At 69.5% G+C, this 21,511-nt stretch carries 16 protein-coding genes; 6 read left to right on the forward strand and 10 right to left on the reverse strand.

Translation table 11 applies throughout. The annotated features are described in order from the left end of the window. Positions 1-95: 95 nt before the first annotated feature. From IBL26_RS20695 to IBL26_RS20715, 5 genes are all read right to left on the reverse strand, one after another. Entirely contained in the window at positions 96-2,825 is a 2,730-nt protein-coding gene (locus tag IBL26_RS20695) for a glycosyltransferase family 29 protein (protein ID WP_187786415.1), read from the reverse strand. 128 nt (positions 2,826-2,953) lie between these two features. Next, a complete protein-coding gene (locus IBL26_RS20700; RefSeq protein ID WP_187786416.1) occupies positions 2,954-4,009 on the reverse strand; it encodes a glycosyltransferase in 1,056 nt (351 codons plus the stop codon). Between the two features lie 595 nt (positions 4,010-4,604). Then, positions 4,605-5,624: an Ldh family oxidoreductase gene (locus tag IBL26_RS20705; protein ID WP_187786417.1), complete on the reverse strand. Its 1,020-nt coding sequence runs from the start codon at positions 5,622-5,624 to the stop codon at positions 4,605-4,607. After that, a complete protein-coding gene (locus IBL26_RS20710) occupies positions 5,621-7,309 on the reverse strand; it encodes a hydantoinase B/oxoprolinase family protein (RefSeq protein WP_187786418.1) in 1,689 nt (562 codons plus the stop codon). Before IBL26_RS20710 ends, IBL26_RS20705 begins: the two co-directional genes overlap by 4 nt. A 5-nt stretch (positions 7,310-7,314) precedes the next feature. Next, positions 7,315-9,387, reverse strand: a complete 2,073-nt coding sequence (locus IBL26_RS20715; protein WP_241749648.1) for a hydantoinase/oxoprolinase family protein — start codon at positions 9,385-9,387, stop codon at positions 7,315-7,317. A 764-nt stretch (positions 9,388-10,151) separates the two neighbouring features. Between IBL26_RS20715 and IBL26_RS20720 the strand changes: the two genes are divergently transcribed. Genes IBL26_RS20720 through IBL26_RS20735 form a run of 4 tightly spaced genes read left to right on the forward strand, consistent with a single transcriptional unit; the run spans position 10,152 to position 14,060 of the window. Continuing rightward, entirely contained in the window at positions 10,152-11,213 is a 1,062-nt protein-coding gene (locus IBL26_RS20720) for an extracellular solute-binding protein (protein ID WP_187786419.1), read from the forward strand. 15 nt (positions 11,214-11,228) lie between these two features. Then, positions 11,229-12,380, forward strand: coding sequence for an ABC transporter ATP-binding protein (locus tag IBL26_RS20725; RefSeq protein WP_187786420.1), 1,152 nt, complete (start codon positions 11,229-11,231; stop codon positions 12,378-12,380). Next, positions 12,377-13,246, forward strand: a complete 870-nt coding sequence (locus tag IBL26_RS20730) for an ABC transporter permease (RefSeq protein WP_187786421.1) — start codon at positions 12,377-12,379, stop codon at positions 13,244-13,246. Before IBL26_RS20725 ends, IBL26_RS20730 begins: the two co-directional genes overlap by 4 nt. A gap of 10 nt (positions 13,247-13,256) precedes the next feature. Continuing rightward, positions 13,257-14,060: an ABC transporter permease gene (locus tag IBL26_RS20735; RefSeq protein WP_187786422.1), complete on the forward strand. Its 804-nt coding sequence runs from the start codon at positions 13,257-13,259 to the stop codon at positions 14,058-14,060. Between the two features lie 277 nt (positions 14,061-14,337). Here the strand turns inward: IBL26_RS20735 and IBL26_RS20740 are convergent, their stop codons facing one another. Further along, positions 14,338-14,859, reverse strand: coding sequence for a cysteine dioxygenase family protein (locus tag IBL26_RS20740; RefSeq protein ID WP_187786423.1), 522 nt, complete (start codon positions 14,857-14,859; stop codon positions 14,338-14,340). A 221-nt stretch (positions 14,860-15,080) separates the two neighbouring features. Here IBL26_RS20740 and IBL26_RS20745 point away from each other — a divergent pair, with 221 nt between their 5' ends. Further along, a complete protein-coding gene (locus tag IBL26_RS20745; RefSeq protein ID WP_187786424.1) occupies positions 15,081-15,554 on the forward strand; it encodes an Lrp/AsnC family transcriptional regulator in 474 nt (157 codons plus the stop codon). 645 nt (positions 15,555-16,199) lie between these two features. Here the strand turns inward: IBL26_RS20745 and hydA are convergent. The 4 genes from hydA to IBL26_RS20765 are packed head-to-tail and all read right to left on the reverse strand — an operon-like array spanning position 16,200 to position 20,092. Continuing rightward, complete coding sequence (gene hydA / locus IBL26_RS20750) at positions 16,200-17,621, reverse strand: dihydropyrimidinase (protein ID WP_187786425.1); 1,422 nt, start codon at positions 17,619-17,621, stop codon at positions 16,200-16,202. A 13-nt stretch (positions 17,622-17,634) separates the two neighbouring features. Next, a complete protein-coding gene (locus IBL26_RS20755) occupies positions 17,635-18,324 on the reverse strand; it encodes an amino acid ABC transporter permease (RefSeq protein ID WP_187786426.1) in 690 nt (229 codons plus the stop codon). Between the two features lie 10 nt (positions 18,325-18,334). Continuing rightward, entirely contained in the window at positions 18,335-19,165 is an 831-nt protein-coding gene (locus IBL26_RS20760) for an ABC transporter substrate-binding protein (RefSeq protein ID WP_187786427.1), read from the reverse strand. A gap of 36 nt (positions 19,166-19,201) precedes the next feature. After that, the gene (locus IBL26_RS20765; protein ID WP_187786428.1) at positions 19,202-20,092 is read right to left on the reverse strand and encodes a dihydrodipicolinate synthase family protein; all 891 of its coding nucleotides are present in this window, start codon (positions 20,090-20,092) and stop codon (positions 19,202-19,204) included. A 102-nt stretch (positions 20,093-20,194) separates the two neighbouring features. Here IBL26_RS20765 and IBL26_RS20770 point away from each other — a divergent pair. After that, positions 20,195-21,511: 2Fe-2S iron-sulfur cluster-binding protein (locus tag IBL26_RS20770; RefSeq protein ID WP_187786429.1), on the forward strand; the 1,317-nt coding region annotated here is incomplete at its 3' end.

Consider the following 21,511-nt stretch of genomic DNA (forward strand, 5'->3'; position numbering starts at 1 on the left):
CAGCGAGCACCCATACGGCAAAAATAGATGAGGGAGGTCTGGAGGGAGAATTCCTTCTTCTCCCAGTCTTCGCGAGGCAAGCAGCAAAAGCGCGTTCACCCCAGGCTACGAATGCGGCCGAAGGGTTCCAGCACGTGTTCCACCAGGTCACGCTCATACCAGCCGACATGGGTTTCGCCCGGCTTGTGCGCGCCGGTTCCGGCGTCGAAGTAGTGTTCCTTGTGCCGGACGAAGAAGTCAAAGCCGGCGATGTGGATCTCGGCGGGGCAGAGGTAGTTGGCGAGCAGGATCATGCGCAGGCCGCTGGTGGGCTTCGGATAGGCGGCGCCGGCGGAGAGGGCGGCGTAGGCGGGCGGTAGCAGGCAGCAGCGGGCCGGGTCCAGTTGCAGGCCGAGCCGGAGCCGGCCGAACTCTTCCAGGTCCGGCATCTGCTGGGCCGGGCTGGTGCCGATGACGGCCAGGTCGAAATGCCGCATGTCGTGCTTGCGGGCGTGGCGGTTGCCGGACGAGTACCAGAGGTCGGTGCGCTGGCCGACCTGCGCTTCGAAACCGTCGATGGTGAAGTCGTTCAGCCGCAGCACGGTGCCGAAGCGGTCGATCTCAGCGCCGAGCTGGCCGCCCAGCAATTGCGGCGAGTTGCCGACGATGATGGTGGTGCGGCGGGTATCTGCCAGCCGGGCGGCGAAGTTCTGCTGGAACAGCCGGAGGGACCGGGCGTGTTCGGCCTGGGGATGGGGCAGCCAGCGCCCATGCACATAGGCCTGGCGCGGATCGGCCCCGGCATGCTCCCGCACCGATTGCAGGAAGCGATGGGCCAGTTGTTCCCCGGCCATGTAGGCGGTGCGTGCGGCTTGCGGCTGGCCTTCGCGTGCATGCCAGAGGGCGCGAAGGTTATGGACCCAGAGCCGGTCTGGGCAATCGGCCTCCAGGCCGCCCAACAGGGTGCGGAGCGCGTCGGGCCGGTGCAGCGCCAACAGGGCACGGGCGGTGCCGGCATGGGCCTGTGGCGAAGCGGGATCGCGCGACCCGAGAAGTTGCCAGCTGTGCAGGGCCAGTTCGAAATCGTCCATGGCCTCGGCGATCTGCGCCAGCTTGCCGATGAAGCGGGGGTCGGCCGGGAAGTGGGCGCGGGCCTGGAGGGCCACCGCCAAGGCGGCCGGAAAGCGCTCGGCCTGGCAGAGCGCCAGGACATGCGTGTACCAGTCTGCCGGGTTTTCGGCGGCGGTGGTCAGCCGGGCGGCGAGGGTGGCGGCTTCGTCGAAGCGGCGTTGGAACATCCGGCTGCGGATATCGGCACGCAGGCTGTCCGGCGTAGGTTCCCCACCGGTTGCGGTGGGGGCGGCGGAAGGGGCGGTGCCGGCCTGCTCGTCCTGCCACAGGCGGAGCTCGCGCCACAACTCAGCCGGGGCGGTGTCCAGTGGGCCGCTGGAACGGGCGAGGGCGTCCCACGCCGCCAGTTGGCCGGTAGTGCGCAGGAACTCCAGTTGCAGGGCCTGGCGTTGCGCGGCGTACTCGGCGGGCATGGCGTCGAGCAGGGCCTGGGCGGCGTCCTGCTCCAGCTCCGCCAGCAGCAGCCGCAAGGCGGTGCGGACGGCGTTGGGGCTGGCCAGGGCGCCGGGCGGCACGGGCGGCAGGGCGTTTCGCCACTCGGTGGAGGCAGCGGTGGCCTGCAGGGCCAGCATTCTACCGGCCTCGCTGGCCTGCAGGGCGGGGCGGGCGGCCAGGGTGGCCAGCACGGTGGTCCGGTCGCCTTCCTGCAGCAGGGTTTGCAGGGCGGGCAGGATTGCGGGGCCGTCGGGCAACTGCGCCAGGGACTGCCGCAGCCAGGGCCGCAGGCGCAGCAGGGCCGGGTTGAAGCGCAGCTGGTAACGCGCATCCGCCTCGTGCGCGTCGTCGGGTGCATGGGCCAGCCGCAGCAGCAGCGGCAGCCAGACGCCATCCGCAGCCAGGGCGCGCAGGTGGTCCAGGCTAGGCTCGGCCGGAAGGGTGAATGCGCCGCTTGCCGGTGGGATGGCCCGAAGGGCGGGCAGCAGGCGGGCAGCGGCGGCGTCGTCCCGGTCCTCGTACCGGCGGAGGAAGCGTTCGGTTGCCGCCGGGCCGGCCATGCTCGCCGCCGCTTGCGCCACGGGTGCCAGCAAGGCCAGGGCGGTGGAAGGCGGCCGCGCGGCGGTCAGTGCTTCGGCCAGGAGGGGCGCCAGCGTCGCGGCGGCATCGGGGGTTAGAACCATCCCCCCGTGGTCCAGCACGGCATCTGGCAAGGGCGGGGTGTTGGCCAGAAGGGCTGGCCAGGCCGCGGCCAGGCTCGTCGCGGCGTCGTTCCACTGCGGGGGTGTCGGGGGGGGCTGGCGGCGCGGCAACGCGGCGAAGGCCAGCAGGGCGGCGCCCGGCCGTTCATCCTGGCGGGCGAGGGTGAGCAGGGCGTCCAGCGCTTGCGCGAAGGTCTCCGCTTCCAGCTGCGCCAGGAGGGCGAGCAGGGCGGACACTTCCGCCTCTCGCCATCGCGGCAGGTCCAGCGCCGCGTGGGCGTGGTGCAGGATCACGTCGCGGGCGATGTGCCAGAGCAGGCGGCCTTCCGGCGCCGCGAGGCCGGCAAAGGTATCGGCCCAGTCCTGCGGCGCCAGGGCGGTGAAGAGGTGCAGGGCGCCCGGCCTATCCACCTGCAGCAACCGGCAGGTCAGCCCTAGCCGGGTGATGCCGGGGTCGTCGAAGCGCCGTAGGGCGGTGTCGGCCAGGCGGCGGGCCCGGTGGAGGTCCTGTGCCTGGAGGGCCGCCTGGATCTGCTGGCGCAGGGCTTCCTTGCCAGGGTCATGGTCCCGCTCAGGCATCCGGCATCACCTCCCGCACGTCGTGCGCGGTTATTGCCTCGATTGGCCATGGCAGGAAGGGCGGGGCGCCGGGGCGGCGCCGATCGGCTTTGAGCACGCCCGGGTCTGTCGGCTGACGTAGGCGTGCCTCAGGCGGCGACGGCCACGGTGGGGGCGAGCAGCCGGCGATAGACGGCGGACAGGGCCGCGACATGGCGCTGATAGCCGAACTCGCTGGCCACGATCTCCCGCAGCGTGCCGTCTTCCCGTGGGGCGGCCACCTGCGAGAGGACGGCCTTGCGGATGGCGGCATGGTTATCGAGCGCCACGTAGCTGGGGTGGTGGCCGAAATACTCGCGGTTGCTGGGCAGGTCGCTCAGCACCAGCCGGCAGCCGGAGGCCGCGGCTTCCAGCGCGGCGAGCGAGCCGCCTTCCGACCAGCTGACCTGCGCGAAGGTCGAGGCCGCCTGGTAGGCCGAGGCCAGCACGTCCCGCTGATGCGGTAGCCGGCCAAGGAAATGCACGTTCTTGCCGGCGGCGGCGTGGCAGGCCTCGGAGTATTCGACATCCGCCTCGTGCCCGATGAGCACCAGCGGGCATTCGCTGCTGGCCAGGGACTTGATCAGCGCCAGCTGGTTCTTGCGTGGCTCGATCCGGCCGACGGACAGTGCGAAGCGCTCGGGTGCCGGGCGGCCGGTCTGGCTCTCGAAGGTCGCGCGGAACTGCTGGCCATCGCCGGGCGTGAACAGTGACGCATCGACTGGATTGTGGATGATGGAATGTGGCCGCAGCGGCAGGCCGAGCTGCGCCGCGTGGTCACGCTCCACCGCGCTCAGATAGATGATGTGGTCGGCCAGCCGGAAGATCTCCGCCAGCTCCGCCAGCGGGTAGGGGCCGTGGAAGCCGTTCCGGGCCTGGTGGTTGGGCGAGCGGCTGTAATCCAGCAGGATCGGCGACAGCACGGTCTTGAGCCCGAGCCAGCGGGCGAATCTCAACGTGGTGCGGCAGCTGCGCAGCGGCCAGACGTTGAAGACATGCGCCATGCCGAAGCGTTCCAGCTCCATGGCCTGGCGATGCAGGTGCAGCAACTCGACATCCTGCCCGCGGTCCCGCAGGAAGCTCACCGTTTTGGGCACCCGGATGGAGGGGCCGCCCAGATCGCGGTTTTCGCTTCCGTGCAGGATGAGACAGGTCCGGTGCGACATCAGGTGCTCGTTTTCACTCTGCTAAAGTGACTTTACCAGAACGAGAGGAAAACGGCACTGAAAACTCCGTGGTTCTCCGAGTGCAATGACACGCTGGATCAGCCCTCTCGCAAGGGATCGGCGCGCTGCCCAGAGCCAAACTTCCCAGTGGTTTGCAGGGTGTTTGTTGCGAGACCAATTCATAAGGCTGCGCGGGTGCCGCGTGCCGGCAGAAAATACCGGGCGCGTTTCCCCGACGGCAGGGGGCAGCCGGATCGTGCGCGCAATGAAAATTTGATGTCGTGGTGCAGCTATGAATCTGCTGGCCGGCGATACGCCAAGTCACCGGGGTTCAGAAGAAGGGGGCCGGGGAAGGAATTCCCCGGCCCCCTTCTTCTTCTGCGAATGAGTAGAAATGCCTTATAAATGACGCTGAAATGGAAAATAAGACATTCGGCTGCGAATTAAGTGAGGTCGGCGGACGCGTTAGCTGACGAATGTCTCAAAATTCCACGTTCGCCGAAAAATATATATGATTTGAAAAGACGCGAGGCGACAGAAGCGATGTTGGCTGCTGTCACCGCGGTTCGGTAACCGGGCGCTGGCCCTGCGTAGCCTAGCCAGCGGCATAGGCCAGCAACTTCTCATGCAGCGCCGCCGGGATGACGATGCCCGCATCCGCGGTCCGGGCCCGGGCGGCCGCGCGGCGGCTGCCGGGCAGGCGGGCGCCATCCTGCTCCTCGATGGCGCCGAACAGCCGCGCCAGCCGCGCCGCCGAATCCGGCCCGGCCAGCGGGCCCGGGTCGATGGCCAGGAAGCACTGGCCGGTGCGCGGTGAGCCGCCCTTGTTGTCGGCGAAGGACGAGGCATCGAGCGACAGGCTGGCGCCGGTCAGCCAGGCGGCCATCATCTCGACGATCAGCGCCTGGCCGGCGCCCTTGTAGCCACCGGCGGGCACCATGCTGCCGGCAAGGCCCGTGGCGGGGTCGGTAGTCGGATTGCCGTCCTTATCGATGGCCCAGCCGAGCGGGATGGGCTCGCCGCGCTGCTGGTGCACCACCAGCTCGCTCTTGGCGACGACGCTGGCGGATTGGTCCAGCACCAGTGGCGGTTCGTCGCCGCGCGGCGCGGCGAAGGCGATCGGGTTGGTGCCGAAGACCGGGCGGGTGCCGCCGGCCGGCGCCATCGAGGCGGGGGCGTTGACGAAGCCCAGCGCCAGCAGCCCTGCGGCGGCGATCCGCTCCACATGGTGGCCGACGACGCCGCAATTATAGGAGTTGGTGATGGCCAGCGCGGCGATGCCCTGCGCCTTCGCTGCGTCGATCAGCGCCGGCAGGCCGAGCTCGATGGCGGGGTGGGCGAAGCCGTCCCGGGCATCGACCTGCACCAGCCCCGGGCGGGGCCGCGCCAGCACCGGCGTGGCCTGGCCGTCGATCTTGCCGCAGCGTGCGTGCTCGCAATAGGTCGGCAGCCGGGCGAGGCCGTGGCTGTGGATGCCGTCCGCTTCCGCCGCGACGACGGAGGCGACCAGCGGGCCGAGATTGGCCGCGCTGACGCCGCTGGCGCGCAGCGCGTCGCGGGTCAGGACCTCGACCTCGGCCAGGGTCAGCGGGATGCCGTTGGTCAGGGTGCTCATGCGGCCTGCTCCTTCTGGGTGCCATAGTCGCGCCGGGCGCCTTCAGGGGTGACGAAGCCTTCGGCGAGGTCGGCCGCCAGAGCTTCCGCTGGCCGATCGGCCGGATCGCCATGGCCGCCGCCGCCGGAGGTCTCGATGGTCACCACGTCGCCCTTGCGCAGCGCGATGCCGGAGACCTTGGAGCGCAGGCTCTCCGCCGCGCCGTCCGCGCGCCGCACCGTGGTGCGGCTGAGCGAGCCGGGCTGGCCGCCTTCCAGCCCGTAGGGCGGGATGCGGAAGCGTTCGAAATTGGTGCTGAGGCTGCCGGTTTCGGCTTCCAGCCGCCATTCCCGCACCAGGCCGAGGCCACCGCGATGCGTGCCCGCGCCGCCGGAATCCGGGATCAGGCCGTAGCGGGTGAAGGTGACGGGGTAGCGCGTCTCGACCATCTCGATCGGCGCATTGGTGTTGTTGTGCAGGCCGCAGGAGAGCGCGCTGGCGCCATCGCCCCCGGCGTGGCCGCCCCAGCCGCCGACCTCGATGTCGAAATAGACCTGACGCTTGCCGTCCGGCTTTTGGGTAGACAGCGCATAGACATAGGAGATGGCGTAGTAGGCGGCGGGGATGCGGCCCGGCATGAAATGCGCCAGCGCACCGAACACGGCGGTGGCGATGCGGTGGTTCACCACCATCCGCCCGGCGACCGGCGCGGGGAAGCGCGCATTCACCACGCTGCCTTCCGGCAGGACGACCGAGATGGGGCCGTAGCAGCCGGAGTTGGCCGGGATGTCGCCGCCCAGCGCCGCCAGCAGCGCGTAATACACCGCCGAGCAGGTCATGGCCGGGGTGTTGTTCACCGGGCCGGGCACCTGGGGGGAGGAGCCGGTGAAGTCCAGGGTGATGCCATCCCCCCGCTTGACCACGCGCAGGCAGAGGCGGATCGGGGTGTCGGACTGGCCGTCATCGTCCACCAGTTCCTCGAACCGGCTTTCGCCGTCGGGCAGCGCGGCGAGGGCGGTGCGGACCATCCGTTCCGACCCCGCCTGGATCTGCGCCATGGCGGCGCCCAGGCTGCCGGTGCCGTACTTGGCCGCGATGCGGGAGACGGCACGGGCGCCCACGCCGAGCGCCGCGATCTGCGCCTGCAGGTCGCCCCGCGTCTCGTCCGGCTGGCGGACATTGTGCAGCAGCATCTCGAACACGCCGTCATTCAGCACGCCCTTGCGGGCGAGAAAGAGGGGCGGGATGCGGATGCCTTCCTGGAAGATCTCGGTGGCACCGGCATAGTAGCTGCCTGCCGCGCCGCCGCCGACATCGACATGGTGGCACAGCGTGCCGACGATGGCGACGCGCTGGCCATCGACGAAGACGGGGCGGAAGGTCTGGATATCGGGAAGGTGCTGGCCGCCGCTATAGGGATCGTTGGTGACGACGACGTCGCCATCTTCCCACCGCTCCAGCGGGATGGCGTGTTCCAGGATGTGGCGCAGGCAATCCGACATCGAGTTCAGATGCACCGGGATGCGCGCGGATTGCGCCACGTTGCGGCCTTCCGCATCGAAGACCGCCGTGGAAAAATCGAGGATTTCGCGCACCACGGTGGAACGGCTGGTGCGCCAGATGGTCAGGCTCATCTCCTCGGCGGCGGTGACCAGGGCGTTGCGGATGACTTCCTGCCGCACGGGGTCGATGGAGGTGGGGGCCATGGTCTTCACTCCGCGATGCGACGGGCGACGAGGGCGCCGGTGGCGTGGGTCTCGGCCACCCAGCCGGGGGGCAGGTAGGTGGAGGTATAGGCTTCCTCGATGACGGCGGGGCCGCGCAGGCTGGCGCCGACGCCTTCGCGCGGACAGATGGTGGCGTCCTGCCAGCGCCCCTCCACCAGCACCGGGCGGGTGGTGGGGGCCGCGGCGGCAGCGGCGGCGGGTGGCGCGTTGCCGGTGGCGGGCTTGGCCAGGCGGCCACGCGCCGTCAGCCGTAGGGCGACGATCTCCACCGGCACGCCGCGATCCTCGTGCGAGAAGCGCTGGCGGTGGATGCGGTGGAAGCCTTCCGCCAGGGCATCGAGGCCGGCGGTGGAGAAATCGGCGGTGGCCAGCGGCACTGCGAGTTCGAAGGCCTGGCCGGCGTAGCGGCAATCGGCGGACCATTCGAAGCCGCGCTGGGCGGGCTCCACGCCATCCTCATCCAGCAGGGCACCGGCTTCGCGCAGCAGGCGCCCGGACTGCTCGGCCAGGGCCGGGCCAGCGGTGGCGAGGATGGCGATCTGCGTGGCGGCGAGATCGTGGGTGATATCCGACCAGAGGATGCCCCAGGCGGAGAGGGTGCTGGCATGCGGCGGGAAGATCACCCGGCCAATATTCAGTTCCTCCGCCACCTCGCAGGCATGCACGCCGCCTGCACCGCCGAAGGAGAGCAGCGCGAAATCCTCCGGGTCCAGCCCCTTCTCGAACAGGCTGAGGCGGATGGCGCCGGCCAGGTTGGCGTTGGTGATGGCGATGACGCCCGCCGCCGTCGCTTCCGCCTCCAGCCCCAGCGGGGCGGCGGTGGCAGCGGCGGCCTTCAGCGCCGCATCCCGCTCCAGCGGCATGGAGCCGCCGAGGAAGGAGGCGCCATCCAGCCGGCCCAGCAGCAGATTGGCATCCGTCACCGTCAGCTGGGTGCCGCCGCGGCCGTAGCAGGCCGGGCCCGGCACCGCCCCGGCGCTGTGCGGGCCGATGCGCAGCCGCCCGCCATCATCCACCCAGGCGATGGAGCCGCCGCCGGCGCCGATGGTGCGCATCTCCACCATCGGCAGGCGCACGGGCAGGCCGTCGATCTCGCCCTCCGTCACCATGGCCACCTGGCCTTCATGCACCACCGAGACGTCGAAGGACGTGCCGCCCATGTCCACCGCGACGAGGTTCGGTTCGGCCAGCGCCGCCGAGAGCCGCCGTGCCGCCGCCGCGCCGCCGCTGGGGCCGGAGAGCAGCAGCCGCGCCGGCTCCCGCCCCGCCTTCGCCAGGCCGCTGACGCCGCTGTTGGATTGCACCAGGTAGACCTTGGCGCCGAAGCGCTCTTCCTCCAGCCGCCGCTCCAGCTTGCCCATGTAGCCGGCGACGATGGGCACCAGCAGGGCGTTCAGCACGGTGGTGGAGAGCCGCTCATACTCCCTCAGCTCCGGGCTGATGTCGGAGGAGAGGGAGACGGCGACGCCGGGCAGCGCCTCGGCCAGGATCTCGCCGACGCGGCGTTCATGCGCCGGGTTGGCATAGGCGTGCAGCAGGCAGACGGCGATGGCGCGCACCTCCGCCTCCCGCAACGTGGCGGCGGCGCGGCGGACGCTGGCTTCGTCCAGCTGGGTCATGACGCTGCCATCTGCCCGCATCCGCTCGGCGATGCCGAGGCAGAGCGAGCGGCGCACCAGCGGCGCGGCCGGGCTGGCGGTCAGGGCATAGACGTCCTTGCGGCCATGCCGGCCGATCTGCAACAGATCCTCGAACCCCGCGGTGGTCAGCACCGCGCCGGTGGGGAGCTTGCGTTCCAGCACCGCGTTGGTCGCGATCGTGGTGCCGTGCAGCACCTGCCGCACCGCGCCGAGCGGAAAGTCGAAGCGTTCCGACGCCGCGCGGATGCCAGCCAGCAACCCGATGGAGGGATCGGCCGGCGTGCTGGGGGTCTTGTGCTGGTGGATGGCGCCGGTGGCGGAGTCGAAGATCTCCAGGTCGGTGAAGGTGCCGCCGATATCCACGGCGACGCGGATCTCGCGTTGGGGCATCGGGCGCTGGGCCACTGGCTGCTGCATCACGGAAAGCTCCCCTGGGCGAGATCGTCGCGGGCTGGCGCAGCCGCGGGACGGGCATCATGTGATCGGATCCGGCCCGGAGGCGGCATGCCGCGCCAGGCCGGCACCGTGACGCCCATGCTGCTGCGCAAAAGGGCGGGCCGGCAAACGACAAAAGCCGTTCGGTTGCGATAACCGGAACTTATCAGCGACGGCTGGCCGGGCTTCCGCTTTCTGGGATTTGCGCGCCTTGGCCGCCCGGTTGAAACTGGGGGAGAAGGACGGCGGGGGAAGGATTCCCCCGGGCCACATCTTTTCTTTCTGCGAGTTTTGCCGGGCACAGGGGTTACGAAGGCAGGTCTGGCAGGGAGCCGCCGGTTGTGCCGGAGGTCCGGGATCTGTAGTGAATGCGTGCCCAGCGCACGGCGCCGAATTTCCGATATTGTCAGGGCCGCACTGACCAGTCTGCAGCTTCGCACCAAACCCGCAGAAAAAAAGAAGGGCCCGGGGAATTCCTTCCCCGGCCTTCTCCTCCGCCGCCGGTCACGGCACCTAGCCCTTAACAAAGCCCGCTTGTCTGCCTCGACAAGAAAAAACTGTTGGACCTTTGCCGGTCCTGCTGGAACGCTGGACCCGACAGGGCCGCATCGCACCCGGATGGAGTTGCAATGCGTGGGACAAATGCAAGCGGAGCGGGAAAACCCGCCCCCTACCCGCAGGGCCCAGAGAGGCCGGGTAGCACACGGGCTACGGACGACTTCAGGAGGCTTCGGAAAATGGTGACCATGTTCGATCGGCGCGCCCTGCTGCTGGGGGCTGCGGCCACCGGCGTTCTCGCCGCGCCATGGGTGCGCACGGCCCATGCGCAGGAGAAGACCATCACGCTGATGGCCTATACCGGCATCTTCGAGGAACGATACAAGGCCGCGGTGGTCGACCCGTTCATGCGCGCCAATCCGGGCATCAAGGTCAATTACTACGGCTCGCCCAACTCCGCGCAGTCGCTCGGTATGTTGCGGGCGCAGAAGGCGGCGCCGCAGACCAATCTGTGCATCATGGATGCCTCGGTCGCCAAGGCCGGCACGGATGAGCAGCTCTACGATGCGGTGGACAATGCCCGTCTGCCGGTGCTGGCCGAGCTGAACCCGATGGCCATCATTCCCGGCCTGGCCGGTCCTGCCGTGACCTTCGACAGCGCCGTGCTGCTATACTCCGCTGCCAAGGTGAAGCCGGCGCCGACGTCCTGGCGCGAGTTGTGGAAGCCGGAATACAAGGGCCAGGTCGGCCTGCCGGCCGCGCCGGACATCGTCGGCCTGGCGCTGACCATGGTGGCCGACCGGCTGGCCGGCGGCACCGACTTCATCAAGGACCCGTCCAAGGGCATCGCCCTGGTGGGCGAGATGGCGCCCAGCGTGCAGACCTGGGACCCGAAGCCGGATGTCTACAGTGCCATCATCAGCGGCGGGTTGACGCTCGGCGTCGGCTGGAACGCGCGGGGGCAGTTGTTTTCCTCGCAGAACCCGGACCGGCTGGGCGTGACGTTGCCGGAGGAAGGCTCGGTCTTCCAGATCAACACGCTGAACCTGGTGAAGGGTGCGCCGAACAACGACGCCGCCCTGGCCTTCATGGCCTATGCCCTGGGCCAGGAAGCGCAGAAAAGCTTCACGGAAGCGATGTTCTACGCACCCACCAATGCCAAGACGCAGGTCTCGGCCGAGGCGCTGGCCCGCACGGCGGCGACGCCGGAGCGGATGGCCAAGATGATCGACGTCAACTGGATCGAGGTCGCCAAGGTGCGGGACGGCATCACCGAACAATGGCGCCGCCGCGTGATCAACCGGCGCTGACCGGCGGGAATGTCGATGGCCATCGCGCGTGCGCCGCACGCCGCCGGGGAGGCGCCGCGCGATGCGGCGCCCGCGGCGGGACTGAACTCCGTGCACCTGACCCTGGAGGCGCTGGAAAAGCGCTACGGCAACCTGCCACCCTCGGTCTCCGCGCTATCGCTGCAATTGCGGCAGGGGGAATTGCTGGGGCTGCTGGGCCCCTCCGGCTGCGGCAAGACGACGACGCTGCGGATGATCAGCGGGCTGGTGCCGGTCACCGCCGGGCGCATCCTGGTGGCGGGGCGGGACGTGACCGCCCTGCCGCCCTACCGGCGCGACATGGGGGTGGTGTTCCAGGCTTATGCGCTGTTCCCGCATATGACGGTGGCGGAGAACGTCGCCTTCGGGCTGGAAATGCGCAAGGTCTCCCGCACCGAGGCGAAGGAGCGCGTGATGCGCGCGCTGGGCATGGTGCGGCTGGAAGCACTGGCCGACCGCAAGCCGCGCGAGCTCTCCGGTGGCCAGCAGCAGCGCGTGGCGCTGGCGCGGGCCCTGGTGATCGAGCCCAGCATCCTGCTGCTGGACGAGCCGCTGTCCAACCTTGATGCCAAGCTGCGGGACGAGATGCGGAACGAGATCCGCGACATCCAGCAGCGCCTGGGCATCACCGCCGTGTTCGTAACGCACGATCAGGTGGAGGCGATGGCGATCTGCGACCGCATCGGCGTCATGCGCGCCGGGCGGCTGGAGCAGATCGCGACGCCGCTGGAGATGTATGAACGGCCGACGACGCCCTTCGTGGCCGATTTCGTCGGCCGGATGAACCACCTCCGCGGGACGCGGCTGGAGGGCGGCGGCGTGCGGGTGGGGGAGGCGGTGCTGGCCACCGCCGGCACCAGCCCGGCCGGGGAGGCGTTGCTACTGATGGTGCGGCCGCACCGCATCCAGATGACGCCGGCGGCGACTGCGCAGCCAGAGGCCGCAGGCCGGAATGTGCAGCCCGGCACGGTGCGCCGTGTCACCTTCGTTGGCGACGCGCTGCACTACGAGGTGGCGATGGGGGCAGAGACCATGCTGGTCGAGAGCAGCACCGTCTCCGGCCCGCAATCCTTTGCTGTAGGCGACGCGGTGTTCCTGGCCTGGAGCCCGGACGACACCCTCACCTTCCCGGCGGGCACCGAGGCATGAGCGCGGCTTTGCTCACCCGCCCGCGGGCGGACTGGCGCGGCGGCACGGTGCTGATGGCGCTGCTGGCGCCGATCCTGCTGGTGAACGTGCTGACGTTCCTGGCGCCGGTGATCAACCTGGCCATGCTGTCCTTCCGCGGCTCCGGCCCCGGCGGCAGCATCCAGGAGGGGCTGACGACCGCGACCTGGACCTCCCTGCTGACCGACAGCTTCTACTGGGAGATACTGCTGGGCACGGTCTGGACCAGCCTGCTGATCACCTTCCTGACGCTGCTCTGCTCCTACCCGGTGGCGTTGTGGGTTAGCCGGCTCGGCGCGCGCTGGCGCAACCTGATGATGGTGGTGTGCATCTCGCCGCTGCTGGTGTCTGCCGTCGTGCGCACCTATGGCTGGATGATCCTGCTGGGCGACCAGGGTTTTGTTCCGGGGGTGATCCGGGCCATGGGAATGACGCCGCCGCGCCTGTTGTTCAACGAGACCGGGGTGATCATCGGGCTCACCGAGATCCTGATGCCGTACATGATCCTGTCGCTGCTGGCGGGCTTCGGCAAGCTGGACCGCACGCTGGAGGATGCCGCCGGCACATTGGGCGCGCGGCCCTTCACCGTGTTCCGCCGCATCGTATTGCCGCTTTCCCTGCCCGGGCTGCTGCTGGGTTGCCTGCTGACCTTCGTGCTGGCAGTGAGCAGCTTCATTACGCCGAAGCTGCTGGGCGGTGGCCGCGTGGTCCTGCTGGCCACCGAGATCTACGACCAGGCGATCGTCACGCTGAACTGGCCGCTGGCCTCGGCGTTGTCGATCCTGGTGCTGGTGGTGTTCGGCGCCGCGCTGGCGGTGTACGGCCAGCTCTCGAAGCTGGTGGATTGAAGAGGCGCGGATGAACACATTGTCCCTGCCACGCATCGCCTACGGCGTCCTGGTGGCGCTGCTGCTGGTGTTCCTGCTGGCGCCGGTGCTGCTGGTGTTTCCCATCTCCTTCTCCGCCGACAACTTCATCGCCTGGCCGCCGTCTGGCTGGTCGCCGCGCTGGTACGTGGCGCTGGCGCGGGAGAGCGAGTTGCTGCTGGCCTTCCGCAACAGCGTGGTGCTGGGCCTTGTGGTGACGGTGCTGTCGCTGGCCATCGCGCTGCCCGCCGCCGTCATGCTGGTGCGGAAGGAGTTCCCGGGGCGCGATATCCTGTTCTCGGTCTTCACGGCGCCGCTGCTGCTGCCCAGCATCGTGCTGGGCCTGGCCATCCTGATCGTCTTTGTCGGGCGCGGGCTGGTGGGCAGCTGGTTCGGCATGGTGCTGGCGCACCTGACGCTGACGCTGCCCTACGCGCTGCGTGTGCTGGCGACCGGGCTGAAGACGCTACCGCCCGCGGTGGAGGACGCTGCCGGCACGCTGGGCGCGCGCCCCTTCACGGTGTTCCGCCGGGTGACGCTGCCGTTGATGGCACCGGCGCTGATTGCCGCCGGTGCCCTGTCCTTCCTGGTGTCCTTCGACGAGGTGGTGATCTCCCTCTTCATCGTCGGGCCGCAGCTCAAAGTGTTGCCGGTGTCGCTGTACCACTATGTGGAAAGCCGCACGGACCCGCTGGTAGCCTCGGCCTCAGCGGTGCTGATCCTGGTGACGCTGCTGCTGGTGATCGTGGTGGAACGCGCCGTAGGGCTGCGGAAGGCCGTCGGCGGCGGCGGCTGAGTGATCGCGGGTTGAGAGGGGCGCTGCCCCTCTCAAACTCTCCCCGCCAAAGGCCTGAGGCCTTTGGAAACCCTTTTGTGGGGTTTGGTGAAAGATGCGCCCACCCTGGTTCGGGCTGGGGGCGTTTGCGATGTTTGATCGAGCAGACGGGGCGTTGCGGGCCTGATGGATTCCATGTGGCCAGCTCTGTCACTACCAGATGACCGCTTTCCGTCTGGCGGACATGGGGGTGCTGGGGGACCGTCCCTCTTGAGCCTGACCGGCGGGCGGCTGGTTGTCAGGCCGAGTACACTAGGTTCACGTCGCTGCCGAAGCGCTCATAGGGCACGCCGTAGACATGGATGGAGAGGGCGTTGGTGCCGCCCAGATTGGCCAGCCGGTGGATCACGTCCGGGTCGGCGGCGCCGTGGCTGATGTCGCCGGCGCGGCGAAGGCAGGTGGCGGTGGTGGTTGGTTCCTGCCCATCCGCCCCGCGCTGGTAGAAGGATTCCGTCAGCGTGCCGCGATGCACGCCAAGGGCGCACCAGGTGTGGTGGGCATGGATGGGGCTCATCTGCCCCGGGCGCCAGACCAGGGCAACGACGGCGAAGCCGCCTTCCGGGTCCGCATGCAGCAGGTGGCGGATATAGCGGTCAGGGCAACAAGGGCAGGCAATGCCGGCCAGCAATTGCGGATCGTGCACGAAATCGGCCAGGGCTTCGCCGACGGCGGCGGGACGGATGGCCTCGGGGCTGCGGGCGGCCTGGGTCACGCGATCCAGCATGACGTCGAGGTTGGTGCGCGGCTTGGTGATGATCATCGTCCTGCTCCCCGTCCGGTCGGCGCCCTGCTTGCCTTCCGCACGCAGTGTAGGACGGACGCAGCGCAAGAATTTTCTCCATTGGCGGCGAAGTGTGTCCAGGCGGGAAATAAAATCCCCGTTTCGGCCTTATCGATGGTATATTTTTGCCGACCGCAGGACCGTGTGAGTACGGAATGTCTGCAACGGAGATTCTTCAGGAATGAATTTTCAGGACTTGCATGACGCTCGATGAATTCGACCGCCGCATCCTGGCGGCGCTGCAAGCCGATGCCTCCATGCCGATCGCCAAGCTGGCGGAGGTGGCGGGGCTATCGCCCACGCCATGCTGGCGGCGGGTGCAGAAGCTGGAACAGGCCGGCATCATCCGCAAGCGGGTGGCGCTGCTGGACCGCGAGAAGCTGAATGTCGGCGTGACCGTCTTCATCGCCATTCGCACCAGCCAGCATAATGCCGCGTGGTACGAGCGGCTGCGGCAGGCGTTGGCGGACATTCCGGAGGTGATGGATTTCTACCGGATGAGCGGCGAGATCGACTACCTGATCCGTGCCGTGGTGCCGAACATCCAGACCTACGACGCGGTGTATAACCGGCTGATCAACCGGATCGACCTGACCGACGTCACTTCCATGTTCGCGATGGAGGAGATCAAGTCGACCACCGAGATTCCGTTGGATTACGCCGTGCGCGGTTGAGGCTTGCCTGCCTGTGCGTGCTACTCGACCTGTCGTGTGCGGCTTGCATTCCCAGCGCGATCGCCGCCCGGCGTGACGGCCGGTGGATCGGTTCGTGCGCCAATGCGGACGGGCGTGCCATTGCCGTCTGCGATGGACAGTCTTTCAGGATTGAAGACCCATGTGCTGAGAGGCTGTTTCAGAAGCCTGCCGTGTCGGTCACCGCGGTCTTTTCCGCGCCAGCTTTGTCGGCGGCTTGGCCCGATGTCCCTGCATTGGGCCTGCGCCACCTCCATGCTGGCACGAACCATTCTGGCCGCGCCCCTCAGCCAGCAGGCTTCTGAAACAGCCTTTTACTAACTGGTCCAGCCATCGCGCCGTGATGGCGTGTGAATGGTAGGCGCAGAAGCGACCTGTCGGATTTTGCGGTCTGGCGCGCTGTTTCAGATGTTGGGAGCTGAACTTCCGATGTCGAACGCAGAATTAATAAAATCTCTCCGGTTCAGGAATTGGCCGGGCGCCAAAGGCGCAAGACTTCGCCCGCCCCCCTCCGCAATCGAGACAGCCCCCAACAGCCACAACCCGAACTCGAAAAAACAAAAGAAGGGGTCCGGGGAATTCTTTCCCCGGCCTTTCCCCCCATTCCTCCAAGCGCCGGGACGCGTGTCAGCCGCGCGCCAGGAACCGGCCGCTGCCTGGCGCCGCGAGCACTTCGCCATCGCGCACCGCCACTTCGCCGCGGCGGATGGTGATGGAGGGCCAGCCCTTCACGGCGAAGCCTTCCCAGGGTGTGTAGTCGATGGCGTGGTGCAGCGCGCCGTTGTGGATGGTGCGTTCGGCATCCGGGTCCCACAGCACCAGGTCGGCGTCCGCGCCGGGTGCCAGGGTGCCCTTGCGGCCGCCGAGGCCGAACAAGGATGCCGCGTTGGCCGAGGAGAGGCGGACGAAGGTGGGCAGGTCGATGCGGCCCTTGGAGACGCCTTCGGAGAACAGCACGGGCAGCCGGGTCTCGATGCCGGGCACGCCGTTGGGGATGGCGTTGAAGGCGGGGGTGCCGTCCGCCCGCGCGGTGGCGCCGCCCTGGCCGTAGCCGCCGGCGCCCGGGGCGCGCTTGGCCGTGGCGAAGGAGAAGCCGCAATGGTCGGAGGAGACGACGCCGAGCGTGCCGTCCTGGATGCGCTTCCACACACGCTCGTTCTCCCCGGCCTCGCGCAGGGCGGGGGAGCAGACGAACTTGGCGCCCTCGAAGTCCGGCTTCAGCAGGTCGGCGTGGGAGAGGGTGAGGTATTGCGGGCAGGTCTCGCCCCACACCTTCACGCCGCGCGCCTGGGCGCGGGCGATCTCGGCCGCCGCCGCCTCGCAAGAGACATGAAAGACCTGGATGGGCTGCTCCACCAGCTCGGCCAGGGCGATGGCGCGGTAGGTGGCCTCGCGCTCCACCACGGGCGGGCGGGCCCAGGCATGGGCAATGGGGTCGGTCTGCCCGGCGGCCAGCAGGGCCTCGATGCGCCAGCCGATGGCGTCGAAATTCTCGCAGTGGACCGTTACCATCAGGCCCAGGCGCTTGGCGGTGGCCAGCACGCGCAGGAACTCGGCATCGGTCAGGCGCAGCGGGTCGTAGGTCAGGAACACCTTCAGGCTTTGCACGCCGCGCGCGGCCAGGGCCGGCACCTCGCGTTCCAGCACCTCGGGCGTCGGGTCGGTGATGATCTGGTGGAAGCTGTAGTCGGCGCGGGATTGCAGGGCGCGCCGCTCATAGCCAGGGGCGGAGGCCGCCAGGGAGTGGCCTTTCCATTGCGGCAGGAAGCAGATGAAGGCGGTGGTGCCGCCCGCCAGCGCGGCGGCGGAGCCGCTGGCGAAGCTTTCCTCATGCACGCCGCCATCGGCGCTCAGTTCCTCGATATGGCAATGCGGGTCCAGGCCACCGGGGGTGACGATCATGCCCTTGGCGGAGACTTCCTCGGTGCCCGCCGGCAGGTCCAGGCCGATGGCGGCGATGCGGCCGTCGCGCACGCCGATATCGGCTTCGAACACCTCCGCCGCCGTGGCCAGGGTGCCGCCGCGGACCACCAGGTCGAATTGTCGCATCGTCATGTCTCCATCACCGCCGGTCGGCGGATTCCAGCGCGTGTCCACGGCCGTAGCGGCGTTCCAGCACACGCTGCACCAGGTCCCAGGCCGTCGTCATCGCCAGGTAGTACAGGGCTGCCACGGCGAACAGTTCCAGCACCAGGAAACGCTCCTGGATCAGAATTTGCGTCCTCCGCAGCAGTTCGTCCATCGAGATCACGCTGGCGACCGAGGTGGTCTTCAGCAGCCCGTTCACGCTGTTGCCGAGCGGCGGGATGATGATGCGCAGTGCCTGCGGCCAGACCACCAGGCGGAAGCGCAGGCTGCCGCGCAACCCCAGCGCCTGCGCGGCCTCGGACTGCCCGCGCGGCACCGCCTGGATGCCGGCGCGCACCGTCTCGGACAGGTAGGCGGCCTCGTTCAGCGAGAGACCGAGCAGCGCCGCCGCGGGCACGGAGAGCTTCAGGCCGAACAGCGGCAGCGCCGTGTAGATCACCAGCAGCTGCACCAGCAGCGGCGTGCCGCGGAACAGCCAGCAATAGAACCCGGCCATGAGGCTGAGCCAGCGCCGGCCGGACAGCCGCATCAGCGCCAGCCCGATGCCGAGCGCCAGGCCGCAGACCAGCGCCCCGGCCGTGAGGCCTACCGAGAGGATCGCGCCTTCCAGCAGGTAAGGATTCAGCAGGTAGCCGAGGAATCCCTCCCAGGACCAGATCCGCATGCCGCCCGGCTCAGTTCGGGCCGACGACGGTGAAGGCTTCGTCCCAGCCGCGCACGCCGTAGCGGGCCAGCAGCTGGGTGTAGAAGCCGTCCGCCTTCATCTCCGCCAGGGCTTTCGCCACAGCCTCGGCCAGGATGCGGGAGCGGGCGCCGAAGGCGATGGGCGTGGGGAACAGGCCGCTGACGGCGCGGGTGAAGTCGCCGCGCGTCTCGTACTCCTTGCCGGTGCTGTCGATGGAGATGGCGGCCTCCACCTGGCCGACGCGCAGCGCCTGGAAGGAGATGGCGAAGTTGTCGAAGGCTCGCACGGTGGGTGCGGCGCCGCCGGCGGCCTGCACCTGCTTCACGATGTCCAGCGCGCGATTGTACTCGAACCCGCCTTGCTCGACGCCGATGGAGAGACCGGCGAGGTCCTGCACGCCGGTGATCTTGCGGGGGTTGCCGCGGGGTACGGAGATGGAGATGGCCTGCTGCTCGTAGCGCACCAATTGCATCAGCCTGGCGCGCTCCTCGGTGAAGAACATGCCGGTGTTGATCATGTCCCAGCGCCGCGCGACGAGGCCGGGGATCATGGCGGCGAATTCCACCCGTACATTCTCCACCTTCAGGCACAGGCGTTTAGCGATTTCGGCGCCCAGCTCCACCCGCATGCCACGCAGCGCGCCGGTGGAGTCGACGAACTGCATCGGCGGAAGGGTGGGGTTGGTGGAGAGGGTGAGCGTGCCGGGGGTCACCAGCTCGGCATTCGGCACTGCCTGGGTGCAGCCGGCGGGGGCCTGCGCGAAGGCAGGCGCGGCGAGGGCGAGCAGCAGGGCGCCGGCGAGGGCGGGGAGGGTGCGCATGGGAAATCCTGGCCTCTGGTCTGGAAGGTTCAGCATTCAGGCGGCGAGCAGGCCGATGCCGCCCAGCACGGCGCGCAGGGCCGGCAGGTCGGCATCGGGCAATGGCAGGCGGGGCGGGCGCGGCGGCCCCATCTCCATCCCCGCCAGCCGCAGCGCGGCCTTGGTGCCGGAGACGTAGCGGGGGCCGCCGACGAAGGGCAGCAGCGGTGCCAGCTGGCGGTACAGCGGCAGCGCGGTGGCGCGGTCCCCGGCCAGGGCGGCGTCGAACATCGCCGAGGAGAGGCGCGGCGCGACGTTGGAGCACACCGCCACCCAGCCGACGGCGCCGAGGAAGGCGCTCTCATAGCCCAGAACGCCGGCGAAGACCGTCATCCGGTTCCCGCACAGGGCGATGATGTCGCGCACCCGCGTCGGGTCCAGCGTCGATTCCTTGATGTAGCGACAATTGTCGATGCGGGAGAGCCGCGCGACGGTCGCGGGCAGCAAGTCGACATTGGCGGTGGCGGGGTTGTTATAGACCATCACCGGGATGCCGATGGCTTCGCCGATGGCGCGGTAATGCGCGAACAGCTCGTCCTCGGTCGGCACGGAGTAGAAGGGCGGGATGACCATGACGCCATCCGCGCCCATCGCCTCCGCCTCGCGGGAGAGGACGACGGCTTCCCTCGTATCCTCCGCGCCCGTGCCGATGATGACGGGTACGCGGCCGGCGGCCTGGCGCACCACCGTCTCGACGATGGCGGCGCGTTCCTCGCGCGATACGCTGAGGAATTCGCCGGTGGAGCCGAGCGGGATGAGGCCGCGCACGCCGTTCTCGACCTGATATTCCACCAGCCGCCGCAGTGCCGGGTGGTCGACCTGCGTGCCGTCGGCGGTGAAGGGCGTGACGAGGACGGTATGGGTGCCGCGAAAGGGATCGGCGGTCATGCAGTCGGGCTCCGGGGAAGCAATTTCTCATACTGAGTGTATACGAGTGGAGCACCATGGCTATATCCTGCGTGCAGCTTTCCGGATAGCGAATCGCGCCGCATGCGCTTGCATTCCCCTGGTCTGGCCCCGCTCGGCCCGCCCTTCACCTTCCGCTTCGATGGTGCCGAGATTCCCGCGCTGCCGGGTGAGACCATCGCCGCCGCCCTGGCCGCACAGGGCGTCGTCACGCTGCGCCACACTGCCGCCGGCGACCCGCGCGGCGTGTATTGCGGCATGGGTGCGTGCTGGGACTGCGTGGTGACGGTGGAGGGCAGAGGCGGCGAGCGCGCCTGCCAGGTGAAGGCGGCGCCGGGGTTGGAGGTCAGCTCCACTCCGCCGTCGCATCCAGCGCCGCTGGCGGAGCCTGCCGAGGCGCTGGAGGAGCGGGCACCGGACCTGCTGGTGGTCGGTGCCGGTCCGGCCGGGCTTTCCGCCGCTATCGAGGCCGCGCGGGCCGGCGCCGCTGTGGTGGTGCTGGACGAGCGGGATGCCGCCGGCGGCCAGTACCTGAAGCCGTTGGCCGCCCATCAGGCCGCCCGCCCGGACGCGCAGCACCGACGGGGCGACGCATTACGGGACGAGGCCGCCGCGGCCGGGGTGGCGGTGGAAACCGGCGCCCTGGTCTGGGGCGCCTTCGCGCGGGATGAGGTGGCGGCCGTGCTGCGGGGCCGCGCCGTGCTGTTCCGCCCGCGCCAGCTGTTGCTGGCCCCCGGCGCGCATGAGCGCCCGGTGGCCCTGCCTGGCTGGACCCTGCCGGGGGTGATGACCACCGGTGCATTGCAGACCCTGGCCCGCGCTGGCCGCGTCGCCCCGGCCGAGCGGGTGGTGGTGGCTGGCAACGGCCCGCTGAACCTGCAACTGGCGTGCGAATTGCTGGCCGGCGGCGTGCAGGTGGCGGCGGTGCTGGAAGCGGCGCCCCGCCCCGGCCCGCGCGCCTGGCGTGCCGCGCTGCGCATGGGCCTGGCGGCGCCGGATCTGGCCTGGGATGGCACCCGCTACCTGCTGGCGCTGCGCCGGGCCGGCGTGCCGGTCCTCTGGCATTCCCGCGCGCTGGCCTGCGAGGGGGAGGGGCGGCTGCAACGGGTGCGCGCCGCCACCCCGGCCGGCGAGCGCGTGTTCGTGGCCGGTGCCTTGGCCTTGCACCATGGCTTCGTGCCTGAAACCGGGCTGGCGCGCGCCCTGGGCGCCGCCCATCGCGCCAACGCTGCCGGCGTGCTGGAAACTGTGACGGACACCGCCGGGCGCACCGATATCGACGGCGTGCTGGCCATCGGCGATGGCGCGGCGCCGGGCGGGGCGCGGGTTGCCCTGGCCATGGGGCGCATCGCCGGCCGGGCGGCGGCGCGGGCGCTGGACCTGGCGGCGCCGGATCGCGCG

Source organism: Teichococcus aerophilus (assembly GCF_014490485.1).
GTDB lineage: Bacteria > Pseudomonadota > Alphaproteobacteria > Acetobacterales > Acetobacteraceae > Pseudoroseomonas > Pseudoroseomonas aerophila.

Coding starts and splice junctions, on each gene's coding strand:
- IBL26_RS20745 (WP_187786424.1), top strand. CDS start 15,081: ATGACGCTCGATGAATTCGACCGCCGCATCCTGGCGGCGCTGCAAGCC.
- IBL26_RS20720 (WP_187786419.1), top strand. CDS start 10,152: ATGTTCGATCGGCGCGCCCTGCTGCTGGGGGCTGCGGCCACCGGCGTT.
- IBL26_RS20715 (WP_241749648.1), bottom strand. CDS start 9,387: ATGCAGCAGCCAGTGGCCCAGCGCCCGATGCCCCAACGCGAGATCCGC.
- IBL26_RS20705 (WP_187786417.1), bottom strand. CDS start 5,624: ATGAGCACCCTGACCAACGGCATCCCGCTGACCCTGGCCGAGGTCGAG.
- IBL26_RS20695 (WP_187786415.1), bottom strand. CDS start 2,825: ATGCCTGAGCGGGACCATGACCCTGGCAAGGAAGCCCTGCGCCAGCAG.
- IBL26_RS20760 (WP_187786427.1), bottom strand. CDS start 19,165: ATGCGCACCCTCCCCGCCCTCGCCGGCGCCCTGCTGCTCGCCCTCGCC.
- IBL26_RS20755 (WP_187786426.1), bottom strand. CDS start 18,324: ATGCGGATCTGGTCCTGGGAGGGATTCCTCGGCTACCTGCTGAATCCT.
- IBL26_RS20700 (WP_187786416.1), bottom strand. CDS start 4,009: ATGTCGCACCGGACCTGTCTCATCCTGCACGGAAGCGAAAACCGCGAT.
- IBL26_RS20730 (WP_187786421.1), top strand. CDS start 12,377: ATGAGCGCGGCTTTGCTCACCCGCCCGCGGGCGGACTGGCGCGGCGGC.
- IBL26_RS20765 (WP_187786428.1), bottom strand. CDS start 20,092: ATGACCGCCGATCCCTTTCGCGGCACCCATACCGTCCTCGTCACGCCC.
- hydA (WP_187786425.1), bottom strand. CDS start 17,621: ATGCGACAATTCGACCTGGTGGTCCGCGGCGGCACCCTGGCCACGGCG.
- IBL26_RS20735 (WP_187786422.1), top strand. CDS start 13,257: ATGAACACATTGTCCCTGCCACGCATCGCCTACGGCGTCCTGGTGGCG.
- IBL26_RS20740 (WP_187786423.1), bottom strand. CDS start 14,859: ATGATCATCACCAAGCCGCGCACCAACCTCGACGTCATGCTGGATCGC.
- IBL26_RS20725 (WP_187786420.1), top strand. CDS start 11,229: ATGGCCATCGCGCGTGCGCCGCACGCCGCCGGGGAGGCGCCGCGCGAT.
- IBL26_RS20710 (WP_187786418.1), bottom strand. CDS start 7,309: ATGGCCCCCACCTCCATCGACCCCGTGCGGCAGGAAGTCATCCGCAAC.